We start from the raw sequence: 14,832 nt of genomic DNA, 5'->3' as shown, positions 1-14,832 counted from the left end.
AACGACCTGTCTCGTCACTCGTCGAACTTGTCAAAGCTCAGCTCGTAGCTGGGGTCACCGCGATCCCGGGCGCCGGGGATGTCGTACCGGGCGCGCCCACCGTCGAGCACCATGCGCGACGGCTGGCACTGATTCCATTCGACGGTGATCCGCCGCCGCCAGATCCGCCAGATCCCGTCCCGCCTGAGCAGCTTGTCGAGATAGCGGCCACCGGTGAGGTACTCGTGTTCCCCGCCGAGAGTGCCCTCCGCCTCGGCACGGTCCGCGTAGGCCTCGCCGAAGAAACGACCGACCGACTCGCGCCCGCCCGGCACTCGGTGGTACCCGAACAGGCAGGACTCGGCGATCGCGCGATCGCCGTCGACCTCCACCAGTTCGTTGGTGACGTGGTGGATGCTGTAGCTGGTCTGCGCCGCGAGCCGCGGGATCATGAACTCGGCGAACTCGTGCGCGTTGCCGTCGAACGACCCGTGCGCGTCGGTGCCGTCCTGGTGATACACCGACTTCAACAGCGGCACGTCGCACCGGTCGATGGCGCGGGCGTAACGGTGCAGCACCTCGACGATCTGCTGCCGGTCGTAAACGAGCCGCAGCATCGTGTCGCGGTCGGCGGGCTCGTCCCGCGGGCCGAACAGCATGGCTTCACCGCCGGGTTCCACGGGCTCAGACCCTCGCCGCGAGCACGGCACGCGCCGCGGCCTCGCCGGCCATCCGCCCCACGCCCGCGGCGCTGGCCAGTGAGCTGCCCGAGCCCGAGTACGTGGGACCGACGATGCCGCCGGTGCACTCGCCGGCGGCATACAGCCCCTCGATCACGTTCCCGTCGACGCCGATCACCCTGGCGTGGTCGTCGATGCGCAAGCCGTATCCGGTGTGCGCGATCGCGGTGGGCCGGACCTCGACGGCGTAGAACGGTGCGGTGGAGATCGGGTTGAGGAACCGGGCGGCCTTGCCGAAGTCGGTGTCCTCGCCGGCCTCCACGAGCTGGTTGTACCGCGCGACGGTGCCGGCGAAATCCGCCTCGGGAAGGCCGGCCGAGCGGGCGAGGGCCTCGAGTGACTCCGCGCTGTGGACTCGCTCGTGGCCGGAGAACTGCTCCATCACGTCAGCGGTGTAGTGCTTCGGCTTGAACTTGGCGTGGTTGGGCCAAATCTGCTTGTAGGCGTCGCCGTACCGCTCGGCGAGTCCGGGCGGCGGCCGCAGGGCGGCATGGTCGAAGACGACGTACCCGACGTCCCCGCGGGGCTTGAGCAGGCTGTCCAGGATCCCGTACGGCGCGGTCTCGTCGCAGAATCGCTGACCACGGTCGTCGACAAGGATCGTCCAGCCGGGCAGGAACGCCTCGTGCATCGTGTCCACGCCGGGGTTGAGCATCCGCAGACCACGGTTCTCGCCGGTGACCGCAGCGCCCACCTGACCGGCGAAGCGCAGGTGATCGCCGCGCGCGCCGTCTGCCCCGATGTAGAAGGTCTCGCCCGGAATCCAGGCGATCGGGTAGTGCGCGGCCAGGTGCTCGGGATTCGCGCCGAACCCTCCGGTCGCCACGATCACGGACCCGCAGGTGAGCTCCTCTCCGCCGGCGCGGACGCCGGTGACCCGCCCGTTGTCGTGGACCAGTTCGTCCACTCGGTTGCCCAGGAGGAACTCGATGCCCGCTTCGCGGCAGCGCGGCACCAGCGCGTCGACGATGGCCTGGCCTCCACCGTTGACGCAATGGCCCCGCGGACGCCGGTCGTCGCCACTGAAGATGAGCCGCTCGTAGAAGGGCACTCCGTGATCGGCGAGCCAGTCGATCGTCTCGCCGCTTCGCGCCGCCCAGCGCTCGACGGGACCGGCGGCCACGTCCCAGACGTTGATCGCCATGTACTCCTTGAACAGATCGTCCCCGCCGTCCTCGATCCCGGCCTCGCGTTGCAGCCGGCTGCGGCTTCCCATGACGACGCCGCCGCTCAGCCGCGTCGAGCCACCGAGCACACCTTCGGACTCGACGAGGAGGATGTCCGCGGCCCCGCGCTCCTTCGCGGTGAGCGCGGAGGCGAGACCCGCGAGGCCCGATCCGATGACGATGACGTCGAAATCCACGCTAGAGCTCCTTTGTGACCGGCGCCCGCCACGGCAGGCGAAGATGGGTGGAATCGTTGAGGCAGACGAGCTCGCGCCGGCCGCTGCGGCCCGCGAGCACGCCGGTTACCCCGGTGCGGTCCGGCCGGCGGAGGACGGGCTTCGCCGAGCCCAGAAAGCCGCTGACGAACCCGTTGATCACACGGCCGGACGTGACCACGAGGACCCGCTGACCGGGATGCGCCGCGATGATGGTCTCGATCGCGGCGGTGGTCTCACCCCCGTTGCCTCGTTCGGCGAGTGCGGGGGCGGCACGCGCCTCGAGCCCGAGCCGCGACGCCACGATCGCGGCTGTCTCCAGCGTCTCGCGCAGCGGAGCCGTGTAGAGGGCGTCCCAGCGGTCGTGCCGCAGGCGCGATGCGACGGCCTCCGCCGCTGCCGTGCCCGTCGCGCTCGGCCCCGGGTCGCCACGTCGCGTCACCTCGGACTGAAGCTCCGGGTGCGCGTGACACACCAAGACGAGTTCCACGTGGTCGACCTCCTTGCCCTCCGGCCCTAGATCTGCGGCCGATCGCCGGTCGCGTTGAGCTCGACGACCGTCCATCCCTCGTCTGGCAGGTACCGGAACCGGTTGATCGAGCCGTACCGCGGCTGGAACAGCGAGACCTGGCCGGACCCGAGCAGCATCGCGAAGAAGTTGTTGATCACGCCGCCGTGGGTCACCGCGAGCACGCGCTCGCCGGGGTGCTCTTCGCGGATGCGCTCGATGGCGCCGTGAATCCGGTTCCGGAATTCCGCCAAGGTAGTTCCCCACGGCGAAAGATCACCGGCGAGGTAAGAACGGTAGGCGCCCGCGCCGTCTTCCCAGTGCAGGTAACGCTTCGCGCCCCGGTCGAACTCGGCGAGATCAGGTTCGACGCGAAGCCGCGCGCCGGGAGCCAGTATCTCCGCGCTCTCGGTCGCCCGGAGCAGGGGCGAGCAGTACACCGCGTCATACCCGTCGGCTTCGACCAGTCCGCGAGCTCCTTCCAGGTGTTTCCGCCCGGTCGGACTCAACGGCGGATCGCCGGGGTCTGTCACGCCGCTCCCGCGCTCCGGTTCTCCGTGGCGGACAAGGCTGAGGATCACACGGGCCTCCCTGCCCTGACACCGTGACCAGTTCACAACTACTCTATCAGTAGAGTTCTTCAAATACATCTACTTCCAAATAGTCTAGCTGTGGAGTTTAATGTCGGGACGCGTATCACACCCGAGGAGGCACGCATGGTCGACATTTCACGGCCGTGGATCGTGGACACTCCGCTCAGTGAGCGATGGCCTGTCTACACCAGGGCGAACGTGGGAGAGGTCTCCCCCAACGCCACGACACCACTGATGTGGAGCATGATCGGCGGACCACCCGCGGAACGCGAGTGGAAGCAGGCCCTGGTCGAGTTCGGCGCCTTCGACATCGAGGAGTTCCGCCCCGATCTCATCGACATCCAGGGAATGGTTCACGGCTACATCTACCTGAACCTGTCGAACTCACGCACCTTCGGAGCACGCATGCCCGGTGCGACCCCGGAGTTGATGGACCGGACCTACCTGGGCGAGATCGAGGCGCCGCCCTACGTTCCACATCCGGACGACGACAAGCCCGGCTACACCGAGCGCATCCTGGCGACGGTGCAGCGCGTGCTCGGCGAGAAAGCGCGCCCCGATGTGGCGGAACACAAGAAACTCGCGGCGAAGCTGCGGGCCGAACGGCCCGACCTGACGGCCCTGTCCGACTCCGAACTCCTCGCCAGGCAACGTAGCGTCATGGAGTATCCCTACGGCCCCACACTCCGGACCCACCTGCGCATGGTCTACGAGGGTTCCGTCGTCACCGGAGCGCTCGACCAGGCGGTGGCCGGGCTCGGCGATCCGACACTCGCCATCCGTCTCATGAGCGGGCTGGGCGACATCGCGTCCGCCGCGCCGAACCAGGCGATGTGGCAGCTAGGGCGGATGGTGACGGCGAGCCCTGAACTCACCGCCGAATTCGACAAGGGTGTGGCGGGTCTGGAGGAGCGTCTGCGGTCGTCGGGCAGCGAGACCGCGCAAGCGTTCCTCAGCGAGTTCGACGCGTTCATCTACGAGTACGGCAGCCGCTCGACCGACGAATGGTCGGCAGCACCGAAAAGCTGGGAGACCCACCCCTCGATCCCCCTGGGCATGATCGACCGCATGCGGCTGCAGGACGACGAAAAGGAGCCCGGCCGGCAGGCTGCCAGGCTGCGCGGAGAACGCCAGGCGCTCGTCGCCGAGGTCACCGGCAAGCTTTCGGACAACTGCGAGGCACTGTCCCAGATCTTGGCGGTGCTCGAATCCGCGGAGCTGTATTCGCGGGCGCGCGAGCAGAGCAAGACCAACTGCATCCGCATGCTGCACGAGGCACGGTTGCCCGTCTGGGAGCTTGGGAAGCGATACACGGCCAAAGGGGTGCTCGGCCGTCCCGAGGACATCACCATGCTCCTGGAGAGCGAACTCGACGCTTTCATCGCGAACCCACAGTCGTTCGTGCCGGTCATCGCCGAGCGGTGGGAATGGTACGACGCGCTCGACGAACTCGAGCCGCCGTTCTTCATCAACGGCGAGATCCCGCCGGTGACCACCTGGCCGAAGAAGAAGGACCCCGACTTGCAGCCGGCCGGACCGGGCACGGTGCTCACGGGGATCGGTGCCTGCCCCGGCACCGCGACGGGTGTCGCCCGGGTCATCACCGATCCCGAGGACGCGCCGGACCTGGAGCCGGGCGAGATCCTCGTCGCACCACTCACGGATCCGGGCTGGACGCCGATCTTCACCTCGGCGGCCGCTGTGGTGGTCAACGTCGGCGCACCGATGAGCCACGCGGCGATCGTCAGCCGGGAGCTGGGAATTCCGTGTGTGCTCGGCGTCCGTGGCGCGACGAAGAAGATCAAGGACGGCACTCGCCTGACCGTCAACGGCACGACGGGCGAAGTGACCGTCGAATGATCCGGGTGGGCCCTGGCCACCACAACGCCAGGGCCCGCCCAGGTTCAGAGCACCCGGGGCCGGTCGGCGACCCAGGTGAGCGCGTTCGCGAGCAGCCGGCGGAAGGCCGCGTTGCCGAAGGAATCGGGCCCGTCCCCGAACTGCAGATAGACGATGCGGCTGGCCGGGTGCTCGCGAATCCACGCGACCACCCCTGATCCGCGCGGGTGGCGCCATCCGTCGTTCGTGTCGCGCCTGCCCAGTACCGCGTTCCAGGTCGACCAGACCGTGCGATCGGTCAGCGGCGCGTCGGTGACCAGCAGTGGTGTGATCGCGGTGTCATCGATGTCGGCCAGATACAGCTCATCCGTGATCGTGAACCCGTCTTCGAGCCCGGCGACAACCGGATGGGCGGCCACCGCGGCGATCTTCTGCGACACCGCGTGCCGGTATCCGGAGTCCGGATGCCCGGCCTCCCGGATGAACCGGAACCGGCCGCCCATGACCTTCGCGTAGTCGTCCCACAGCGGCCACGCCGCCAGCGCGTGGTGCAAGAAGACGAACCCATGGCCGCGATCCACGACCCGCAGGAAGTCCTCGCGGAACTCGCCGGGTGGCTCGTGGAGATCGGGGGGCGTGTGATCGGGTTTGAACCCGAAGCCAGGCATGTCGTACATGAGGTACGCGTCCCACCGGTGCGGTTCCACGCCGGCGAAATGCCGTTGCGCCGCGGGCTGTTCGACCTGGACGCACTCTATACCCGGAAGCGATTCGAGCATCGCGCCGAACGCGTTGCGGTCGTAGGAGTGCCCTCGGGTCACCGTCAGTACCTGTCGTGCCATCGCCGCCTCCGCTCGGGCCCGGTCAGTGCTGGACACGGGTCAGCAGCCCGCCGTCGACCACGAGATTCGCCCCGGTGCAGAAGCTTGCCCGCGCGCTGAGCAGGAATGCCACCGCGTCGGCGACCTCGGCCGGATCACCGAAGCGGCGCAGGGCCACCCTGTTCTTCACCATGTCGTAGACCTCGGGGCGTCCTTGCCTGACCTGATCCCAGGCACCGCCTGCGAACTCGACCGGCCCCGGCGAGACCACATTGACCCGGATGCCGTCCGCGGCGTACGCCTGCGCGAGAGCCGACGCGTGGTGCAGCACCGCTGCCTTGATGGCGCCGAACGAATTGGGCCCGGAGGGCATCCCGACGTCCAGAGCGCTGGTCGAACCGATCGCCACGATGGCACCGTGACCGGCCCCGGCGAGGTGCGGCCGGGCGGCCTCGGCCAGAACCGCGAACGCCTGAAGATCGCCGCGAACGCTGTCCACCCAGGAGTCATCACCTTTGAGGCTTCCGGGCGACGCGTTCGACACCACGATGTCGAGACCACCGAGGTTCTGCGCACTCGCCTCGACGAAGGCACGCACCGCCGCTGGATCGCCGACGTCCACGACGTCGGCGAACACCCGCACCCGCCGCGCCTCGAGCTCATCGCGAACCTGCGAGAGCTGCTCTTTGCCGCGTGCGCAGAGCGCGAGCGCGCAGCCTTCGCGAGCCAGCACGTCCGCGACGACCTTCCCGATCCCTCGGCTCGCGCCCGTGACAAGTGCACGCCGGCCCTTCAGTCCCAGGTCCATCCGCCACCCCATTAAGTCTTGTGCAAAATAATCTATTCAGCGACCATACTTTCAAACATGGTTAGCCTGAACAAGCTTCGAGGAGTCGACATGGGTGCGCAGCTGGTGAAACCGACCATCGACATCGGCATCGTGACCACGAATCCCGAGGCGATGGCCGACTTCTACGGCACCGTGATCGGATTCCCGCCACTTCCCGATGTCCCGATGGACGGCTTTCGGGTCAAGCGGTTCCAGGTCGGCGAGTGCGTGCTGAAGATCGTGACCTTCGACGACGAACCCGGCGGCCGCGCGGTGACCGGCACCCTCGGCGACTCGACGGGCCTGCGCTACTGGACCGTCTCCGTGGCCAACCTCGGCCAGATCCTCGCCGCGGTGGAGGGCGCCGGGCAGAAGGTCGTCGACGGCCCCACCGAAGTACGCCCCGGCGTGACCATCGCCCTCGTGACGGACCCGGACGGCAATCTCCTCGAGTTCGTCAACCGCCCGGCGACCTGAACCCACGGTCTCAGGACAGCACGCCGGTGTCGAACCATCGCTCCAGGCGCTCGCGCTGCGCCTCGTTGACGTACTCGATGCGATGAGCTGGTACGGCCGCCGAGCGAGCGTAGATGACCGAGATCGTGCCGTCGGGCTGCCGGAAGACGGCGTCGACCGGGTCACCGGCGGTCTCCAGCCACTTCAGCCGCGCGACCGGATCGGGCTCCCAGACGCCGAGATGATGCAAGCCCGCCTGCGCCGGGGAGTAGATACCCCGCCCCTGGCACTCGATGACCTCCATGCGGAAGGGCCGGTCGCGCGTGTAGGCGACGAGCATCTCCAGTGGTCCCGTCGTGCCACCGAGACGGTCCTCCACCTCGTGCACGGTGAGCCTCGTCGGTTCGTTGAAGGTGTGACCGAGGCGCGATTCGAGATCGCGGATCGCGGCCCGCATGTCGGGAACGACGAGGCCCGCGTGATAAGGCATCAACAAGACCGTCACCTTCCTAAGTCCAGTGGTGAACAGTAGATTCCTAGAGTAATACGCGAGCGAGGAGGCCGTCATGCCTGAAGTTCTCAACGCGAAGCCGGGCGACGGGATCGCGCCGGACAGCCCGTTCGCCCGCCTGCTGTCACTCGATCCGGCGGCCCTCCGATGTCCCTTCGACGCGTACGCGAGCCTGCGCGAACAAGGTCCGGTGGTGTGGAGTGGCCGGCTCAACGCGTTCGTGGTCAGCCGGTATCCCGACATCCGGGAGGTGCTTCGCGATCCGGTGACGTTCTCGTCCCGGCACGCCAGTGGCTCCAGTTCCGTGACCGCGCTCGCCGAGCGGATCATGAACAACCCAGACTTCCCGGAGGATGTGCGCGGGCAGGCGGAACGGCGCCTGCGGTTGAGCCGGTCCCCTGTGCTGCTCAACGCGGACCCGCCGCTGCACCAGCGCCACCGGCGGCTGGTCAGCCACGCGTTCACGCCCCGGCGCATAGCCGAGATGGAGCCACTGTTCCAGCGCGTCACCGACGAGTTGGTCGACGCCTTCGCAGGCAAGGGCACGGCCGAGTTGGTCGCCGATTTCGCGCTTCCCCTTCCCATGACGGTGATCGCGACGATCCTCGGCGTTCCACCTGAACTGATGGCCACGTTCAAGAAGTGGTCCGGCGCCTTCACCCGTGGCGTCGGCGCGCTCGACCTGCCGCACGGTGAAATCTGCGAGCTGTTCCGATCGGTCGGCGAGTTCTACGACTACTTCACCGACCAGCTCGAGATCCGGCGCGGCGCACCGGCCGACGACCTGCTCACCGATCTGCTCGGCGCCCGTGTGGACGGTGAGCATCCACTGACGCCGGACGAGATCCTGCAGATGCTCGTCCAGTTCCTCATCGGCGGCAACGAAACCACCACGAATCTGATCGCCGGCACCATGCTGCACCTGCTACGCGATCCCGTTCGTCTCGACCGCGTCAAGGCGGATCCGGAGCTGGTTCCCGCGCTGATCGAGGAAGGACTGCGACTCGAGGCGCCCACCCAGGGGATGTTCCGCACCGCCACGGCCGGCACCGAGATCGGCGGTCACCCGATACCGGAGGGCGCCATGATCTATCTCGTCTTCGCGTCCGGCAATCGCGACGCCTGCGAGTTCGCCGATCCCGACATGATCGACCTCGACGCCCCGAGGCCGCACCACCTCGCGTTCGGCCGCGGGGAGCACGTCTGTCTCGGCGCCAACCTGGCGCGCCGCGAGAGCATCATCGCGATCCGGACGCTTCTCGCTCGCCTGCCCGGCATCGCCGCGTCCGTCGAGGTCGATGATCTGGACTATCACCCGACGTTCATCCTGCGCGGCCCCGCCCGGCTGCCCGTGACGTTCACCGCGTGAGCGAGGAGGCACAGCATGCGGATCGGCCTGCGCTACGACATGCGGGCGCCCGACCTCGGCCCGGGATCCGCCTCGCCCGCGCAGCTGTACGAGGCCGCCGTGGAACAGGCGAAATGGGCTGACGAACAGGGCTTCGCCGCCGTCTACCTCGCCGAACACCATGGCGCGGAAGACAACTACTGTCCCGCACCGATGATTCTGGCGGCCGCGATGGCGGGCGCCACCCGCTCGATCGCGCTGCACCTTTCCGCCCTGTGCATCACGATGCACCATCCGCTACGGCTCGCCGAGGACCTCGCCGTCCTGGACCTCATCGCCGGACCGGGCAGGCTGCTCGTCACCGCGGGCATGGGGTACCGCCCGCACGAGTTCGAGATGTTCGGTGTGGACTACCCGGGCCGCGCCGCCGTCTACGAGCACACGCTGGACGTGCTCCGGCGGGCGTGGACCGGGGAAGAGTTCGTTTTCGACGGCACGACCGTCAGGGTGACCCCCACCCCCGCCTCCCCAGGCGGGCCTACGGTCTACATCGGAGGCAACGCGAAGCCCTCCGCGCGTCGCGCGGCCCGCTTGGGCCTCGGCTACCGGCCAGCAAGCGAGGAGCTTTACGAGTACTACGAGGCCGAGTGCGCGCGAGCCGGCCGTCCCGCTCCCGAACCGTTCCCGAAACATGGCCCGGCGTTCGTGCACGTGACCGAGGACCCCGAGCGAACGCTGGCGCGACTGGCGCCGCATCTGGTGCACGCCAGCACCATGTACGCCCGGTGGGCGGGCGAACGCGCCGGAGCCCGCGTGAACGGCTACTGGAAGGAACTCGGCGACATCGAGTCGATCAAGGCGGATCCGCGGATGTGGATTCTCACGCCGGAGGAAGCGGTCCAGCGGCTCCGTGCGCTCGAACCGGATTACGAGCTGCGGCTGCACCCGCTGCTGGGCGGCATTCCGCCGGAGCTGTCGTGGCAGAGCCTGGAGCTTCTCGTCGGCCAGGTCCTGCCGCAGGTGCCAACCGCGGCCACGCGAGACTGACAGCTGAGGCGGGACCTGCGGCGAGCCCTAGACTTCCGAGGTCGCGGTCCCCGCGCTCAGTTCCGTCCGGGCCACTCGGGGTGTCGCGGTGACGCCACGGCCGACGACGTAGAGGGTGCCCAACGCGAGAGCAGCCGTGACGACCGCGGCGAGGTTCTGCACGACGGCTCCGGCGTCGCTGTTGATCGCGGCGTAGACAGGCCAGCCTGCCCACAACTCCCACCCTGCGAATGAGGCCGGGATGAGGATGATCGCGAGTGGGTAAGCGCGGCGACCGAACTGCCGTACCGCGAGGACGAGCAGAGCGCCGCCGAGAAGCTCTCCGAAATTGGCGAAGACCCACCAAAGAGGAAAGTCCGATCCGATACGCCAAGGCTGCTCGCCGTAGTAGTCGTAAGCGCTCGTGATGATGTAGCCCTCGAGGACGAAGTTCATGACGGCCTGCCCGGCGACACACCACCAAAAGAGCTTCCAGGTGGTACCACGGCGGAATATCTGAAAGAACACGTAGAAGGTCACGCCCGTGAAGAACGTGTACACGAACAACGCCCACCATGGGTATTCGATCGGAACGGGCAGGTCACGGAACTGGGTCCACGCCACGATATTCCCTTTGTGGAAGCGGAGCTTGCCGAGCGCGTCCCAGATGGGTTCCACCGGATTGCACAAGACGCTGCCGAGAAGACAGTAGAGGGGCAGCGCCGAGCGAGTCCGGATCAGCTCGATCAGGCCCGCCAACAGGATGATCGCCGCGAAGGAGCCGAACACGACGAAGAACGTCCATGCGTGAGCGGAAGTGATCGTCGGGACCGTAGTGATATCCGATTGTTGCGCGAACACTGCTACCTCCTGATGGACTTCCGAACAGGCGCCCGTCAAGCTCGGCCGCGGGCCTCAGTGCGATGCCGTGTTGATGCGGTGGCTGTTGCGCGGCGAACTCACCCACCCGCACAGATGTGGGTCCGCGTCGAACTTCGCGCCGTCGAGCCATCGCCCCTGCGGCGTGTAGTACCCGATCTCGCCGTCGCGCCGCGTGACGCGCACCCGGCCCGGCTCGGCGAGTTCGTACAGGACACCGCTGAACGGGCTGCGCACTCCTCCCGCCATGCTCACTCACCCTCCACGTAGCGGCGCAGCAGCCGCTGCATCCACTTGATGTTGTCCTCCTGGTAGGACGCGAACGTCACGGTCTGCTTCGTCGCGGTTTCCAGTCCGAACTGCACCTTCTCCATGTTGAAACAGTCCTGGTCCAGGATGTTCCCCACGATGCCGAGCCCCGCGACACTGCTGAACGGGTCGTCGAAGCCGAGCCTGACCTCCTCGGCCGGTGCCGGACGCTCACCGGTGAACGGGGACACGTAGAACACGTCCATCACGCAGGTCCGGTGGTCGTCGCCGTTCGGCCGGAACCGGTAACAGATCTTGTGCACCCCGCCCCACGGCATGAAGTTCGGGAAGACGGTGTAGGTGAAGTTGTCGACGAGTTCGCAGTCCGCCCACTCCTCGACCCTGTCACCGATGAAGCCGCGCCATTTCTCCCTGCTGGTGCGGACGACGAACGAGCGCGCCGTCTCCCCCGGCTCGGGTTCGACCGGCAGCTGTTCACCCTCACGGACGTCCAGTGTCGCTCGCAGCAAGTCCTCGGTGTCCGGGTCCCCCGGCATCATCGGCCCGACGACCTCCGAGGGAGTGATGAAACGCGCGAACGTCTCGTAGCAGTCGACCTGGCAGACACCGAACGCCGCGTACGGCACGGTCTGCGGATGCGTCGCCGCGGCGTGCCAGCACTCCATGAACGCCTCTTGCGCGACCTTCCAGTTGCACCGGAGCAGCTTCGACACGTGCGCCTCGACATAGCGGTTCTTCATGTCCCACTTGGCGAAATGCTCCGGCAGCGCGCCGAGGAACGACGTCAGCGGCTCGGCGCCGGGATCGGGGTTGATGAACACGAAACCCGCCCAGGTCCCGACCCGAACCTGGGGCAGCTTGAACTCTTCCGGGTCGACGTGCGCGAACTCCCACGGAGCCGGAATCCGCTTCAGATCACCGTTGAGCTCCCAGGTCATCGCGTGGAACGGGCACCGGATCTCCGAGCACCGGCCGGCGAAGTCCTTCAACTGCCGGCCCCGGTGCAGGCAGGCGTTGGGAAACGCGCGGATCTCGTCGGGGCCGGATCGCACGATGAGGTAGGACAGTCCGGCGATCTCGTAGACATAGTGGTCGCCGACCTCGGGAATGTGCTCCTCGCGACAGGCGAGCTGCCAGACCTTCCTCCAGAGCTTCGCCTTTTCCTTCTCGTGCCAGGTCCTCGACACGTAGATGTCGATCGGCGCCTCGTCGAAGTCGAAGTCACCCCTGGACTCCTGACGGATGTGCTTGGGCACCTCACGGGTGTCCAGGTTCAGCACGTCCTGGTAAGAGATCAGCCGATCTCCTACCTCGATCCTCTCGCCCACGGTGGTCCTCGCCTCCCTCGCTTCGGTCGGCTTCAGCCTACCTTCGCATTTACTAGATTGGTAGACTATTTGTGACGCGAGCAAGTACCTGGTACCTCGCCGAACGATCAAGGAGACCGCGTGAAGATCAGCGACAGCGCGCAGCCCCGGAACGAGGCCGAACAGGTCGTGGTGAACTTCCTGGACGGATGGGGTCCGGGGGCATGGCCACACATGCGCGAGTGCTACGACAAGTGGATGACCGACGATGTCTCCTGGGAGAACACGGGGTCGCCGCCGACCAAGGGCAAGGAGGCGGCCAAGGAGTTCCTCACCGCGCTGCACGACACGCTCGACATGGAGTACTGCACGGCGGAGCTGCACAACCTGGCATCTCGCGGCGACATCGTGCTGACCGAACGCACGGACAGGGTCCACCTCGCGGACGGTTCGGTGGCGATCGAGATCCCGATCATGGGTACGTTCGAGGTGCGTGACGGCAAGATCGCCCGCTACGCCGACTACAACGCGGACTCGCCCATCAAGGAACGCTTTCCGCGCCACGCCCGAGGGGACTACTGAGACACCTACGACGAAGAGGGCCCGTGCGGCGCACGGGCCCTCTTCGTCGTACCGGCCACGTTCACCCGCCGCGGTTGGCCCGCTCGATCACGCGGACGACGTTGTGCTGCCCGTCGACCAGGATCTGGTCACCGTCGTGAATACGCGCGGTGCCGTCCCCGGTTCCGATCACGTACGGAATGCCCATTTCCCGCGCCACCAGCGCACCGTGGCTCGCCGCGCCGCCGAGATCGATGACGAGCGCCTCCGCGAGCGTGAAAAGCGGCGCCCAGCTGGGATCGGTGAACCGGCACACCAGGATGTCACCCGGTTCGAGCTCGACGTCGTCGTTCGGGTCCAGGACCACACGCGCACGGCCCTTCACCTGCCCGCCCCCGGCGGCCGCACCGGTGATCTGGTCGCCCTCGTCGCCCGGTCCCGCGGACGGTGCCCGCTCCGCCGTCGTCACCTCGGGCATGCCCTCGAACGAGCTGGGCAGCTTCATGCGCTTGTACTCTTCGCGGGTGCCACGCCGGTAGGCGATCAACTCGCTCGCATCCGGAAGCCGGCCCTCCACCAACCGGTCGAGCTCCTCCAAGGTCAAGAAGAAGACATCGTCGACTTCGGCCAACCTGCCGCCGGCGACCTCTTCCCTGCCGAGGTCGCGGGCCGCCGCCCGGCAGCCGTCCAGCGTCATCAGGTAGCCGGCTTTGCCGATCTCGTTGTTGCGCACGATGTTCCTCGCCCTGGCCAGGACGAACTTGAGGGCCGGCCGCCCGAGCGCGGAGGTGGCCTTCAACAGCTCCGCCTGGGCCTGTGCGCCGGCGCGGACGGCCTCCTCCTCGCGGGCCCGCGGCGAGACGTAGTTCTGCCGGGCGGCCATCGAGCGGGCCATCGAGCGCAGCGGCGCCGGTTCCTCGCGCCAGGAACGGGTGTAGACGTTGCCCTCGTTGGGACCGTGGAAGCCGTACTCGGCCAGGAACGCCTCTTCGGTCAGCTCACCCTGCGCGAGCCGCCACAGGTCCTCGGCCATGCCGACCTCGCGGACGTTGCCCTGCCCGGAAAACGCCCGCGTCGCCAGCGAGGTGTCCCCGGCCTTCGCCGCCGCGTCGTGCAGCGCACTCTGTACCGCCTGCAGCTGAAGCCGGACCTTGCAGTGGATACCGAAGATGCGCTGGAACCTGTCCCGCGCCTCGTGCAACCGGTCGATCGGGCGGGCGATGGTGTGCCTGCCGGTACGACTCGCCTCGAAGACGTCGCGATGCCACCACTGACGCACGTCCTCGTACACCGCGCGCAGCTCACTGCCGGTCCGGAGCATGGCCCGCGGCATCTTCACCAGGATGATCGGGATCCGCCACGGCCTCGCCGGTTCCTTCGGGACGCCCTCGCGGGTCGCGCCCATGATGTCACGTTCGAGGTCGTTGGGATCGACGCCGGGCATCGGCGCGACCATGCGCCGGACAGCGTCCACATTGAACGCCTGCCGACCGTAGATCGCGGCGGTCTTGAGATCGTTGGGATCGTCGGACATGACGATCTCCCTGCGCGCCACGACGCCGAACGAATACATCGACCACAGGACGCCCTCTTCGAGACCTCGCCCCCACACGCTCCAGCACAGCGGGGACAAGATGTCGGGAGTGGCTTCGGAGACATTGGTGATCGACCAAAGACGTCCCGGCTCACTGGTTCCCCGAACGGGATCGAACAACTCGGCCATACGTGCTTCCTCTCGAATGACGATCTCATCGGCGAGACGCCTGGGCAAATACTCTAGTAAC

Annotated in this window: 16 protein-coding genes; 5 read left to right on the top strand and 11 right to left on the bottom strand. The window is 67.4% G+C overall.

All coding sequences use genetic code 11. The annotated features are described in order from the left end of the window. Positions 1-14: 14 nt before the first annotated feature. The 4 genes from HFP15_RS15410 to HFP15_RS15395 are packed head-to-tail and all read right to left on the bottom strand — an operon-like array spanning position 15 to position 3,258. Positions 15-638 (bottom strand): nuclear transport factor 2 family protein, encoded by a 624-nt coding sequence (locus tag HFP15_RS15410; RefSeq protein WP_168515972.1) that lies wholly within the window; start codon positions 636-638, stop codon positions 15-17. Positions 639-663: 25 nt separating this feature from the next. Then, positions 664-2,082 (bottom strand): FAD-dependent oxidoreductase, encoded by a 1,419-nt coding sequence (locus HFP15_RS15405; protein WP_168515970.1) that lies wholly within the window; start codon positions 2,080-2,082, stop codon positions 664-666. Position 2,083: 1 nt separating this feature from the next. Continuing rightward, positions 2,084-2,590 (bottom strand): histidine phosphatase family protein, encoded by a 507-nt coding sequence (locus HFP15_RS15400; protein WP_168515968.1) that lies wholly within the window; start codon positions 2,588-2,590, stop codon positions 2,084-2,086. A gap of 26 nt (positions 2,591-2,616) precedes the next feature. Beyond that, positions 2,617-3,258 (bottom strand): histidine phosphatase family protein, encoded by a 642-nt coding sequence (locus HFP15_RS15395; protein ID WP_246271702.1) that lies wholly within the window; start codon positions 3,256-3,258, stop codon positions 2,617-2,619. Positions 3,259-3,324: 66 nt separating this feature from the next. Here HFP15_RS15395 and HFP15_RS15390 point away from each other — a divergent pair, with 66 nt between their 5' ends. Continuing rightward, entirely contained in the window at positions 3,325-5,061 is a 1,737-nt protein-coding gene (locus tag HFP15_RS15390) for a PEP-utilizing enzyme (RefSeq protein WP_168515963.1), read from the top strand. A gap of 44 nt (positions 5,062-5,105) precedes the next feature. Here HFP15_RS15390 and HFP15_RS15385 read toward each other — a convergent pair whose 3' ends face one another. Both HFP15_RS15385 and HFP15_RS15380 read right to left on the bottom strand, forming a co-directional pair. Beyond that, positions 5,106-5,882: a ThuA domain-containing protein gene (locus tag HFP15_RS15385; protein WP_168515961.1), complete on the bottom strand. Its 777-nt coding sequence runs from the start codon at positions 5,880-5,882 to the stop codon at positions 5,106-5,108. Between the two features lie 22 nt (positions 5,883-5,904). Then, entirely contained in the window at positions 5,905-6,669 is a 765-nt protein-coding gene (locus tag HFP15_RS15380; RefSeq protein WP_168515959.1) for an SDR family NAD(P)-dependent oxidoreductase, read from the bottom strand. Positions 6,670-6,759: 90 nt separating this feature from the next. On the opposite strand from HFP15_RS15380, the gene HFP15_RS15375 reads away from it, so the two are divergent. Beyond that, complete coding sequence (locus tag HFP15_RS15375; protein WP_168515957.1) at positions 6,760-7,167, top strand: VOC family protein; 408 nt, start codon at positions 6,760-6,762, stop codon at positions 7,165-7,167. 10 nt (positions 7,168-7,177) lie between these two features. Here the strand turns inward: HFP15_RS15375 and HFP15_RS15370 are convergent, their stop codons facing one another. Continuing rightward, entirely contained in the window at positions 7,178-7,651 is a 474-nt protein-coding gene (locus HFP15_RS15370) for a VOC family protein (RefSeq protein ID WP_210717279.1), read from the bottom strand. 61 nt (positions 7,652-7,712) lie between these two features. Here HFP15_RS15370 and HFP15_RS15365 point away from each other — a divergent pair, with 61 nt between their 5' ends. Together HFP15_RS15365 and HFP15_RS15360 are read left to right on the top strand one after the other, a co-directional pair. Next, a complete protein-coding gene (locus HFP15_RS15365) occupies positions 7,713-9,026 on the top strand; it encodes a cytochrome P450 (RefSeq protein WP_168515953.1) in 1,314 nt (437 codons plus the stop codon). A gap of 15 nt (positions 9,027-9,041) precedes the next feature. Continuing rightward, positions 9,042-10,052 carry an LLM class flavin-dependent oxidoreductase gene (locus HFP15_RS15360; protein ID WP_168515951.1) on the top strand — a complete coding sequence of 337 codons (1,011 nt, stop codon included), beginning with the start codon at positions 9,042-9,044 and terminating at the stop codon, positions 10,050-10,052. Between the two features lie 27 nt (positions 10,053-10,079). Here HFP15_RS15360 and HFP15_RS15355 read toward each other — a convergent pair whose 3' ends face one another. The 3 genes from HFP15_RS15355 to HFP15_RS15345 are packed head-to-tail and all read right to left on the bottom strand — an operon-like array spanning position 10,080 to position 12,508. Next, positions 10,080-10,892, bottom strand: a complete 813-nt coding sequence (locus HFP15_RS15355) for a hypothetical protein (RefSeq protein ID WP_168515949.1) — start codon at positions 10,890-10,892, stop codon at positions 10,080-10,082. 54 nt (positions 10,893-10,946) lie between these two features. Beyond that, positions 10,947-11,159, bottom strand: coding sequence for a hypothetical protein (locus HFP15_RS15350; protein WP_168515947.1), 213 nt, complete (start codon positions 11,157-11,159; stop codon positions 10,947-10,949). A 2-nt stretch (positions 11,160-11,161) separates the two neighbouring features. Then, positions 11,162-12,508 (bottom strand): aromatic ring-hydroxylating oxygenase subunit alpha, encoded by a 1,347-nt coding sequence (locus HFP15_RS15345; protein WP_168515945.1) that lies wholly within the window; start codon positions 12,506-12,508, stop codon positions 11,162-11,164. Positions 12,509-12,628: 120 nt separating this feature from the next. Between HFP15_RS15345 and HFP15_RS15340 the strand changes: the two genes are divergently transcribed. Continuing rightward, complete coding sequence (locus HFP15_RS15340) at positions 12,629-13,069, top strand: limonene-1,2-epoxide hydrolase family protein (RefSeq protein WP_168515943.1); 441 nt, start codon at positions 12,629-12,631, stop codon at positions 13,067-13,069. Positions 13,070-13,130: 61 nt separating this feature from the next. On the opposite strand, the gene HFP15_RS15335 is transcribed toward HFP15_RS15340, so the two are convergent. Further along, entirely contained in the window at positions 13,131-14,771 is a 1,641-nt protein-coding gene (locus HFP15_RS15335; RefSeq protein ID WP_168515941.1) for a PEP-utilizing enzyme, read from the bottom strand. Positions 14,772-14,832: the final 61 nt, after the last annotated feature.

The sequence above is a fragment of the Amycolatopsis acididurans genome (genome assembly GCF_012328925.1).
Taxonomy (GTDB): domain Bacteria; phylum Actinomycetota; class Actinomycetes; order Mycobacteriales; family Pseudonocardiaceae; genus Amycolatopsis_E; species Amycolatopsis_E acididurans.
This window is presented reverse-complemented; position numbering and strand designations above follow the sequence as displayed.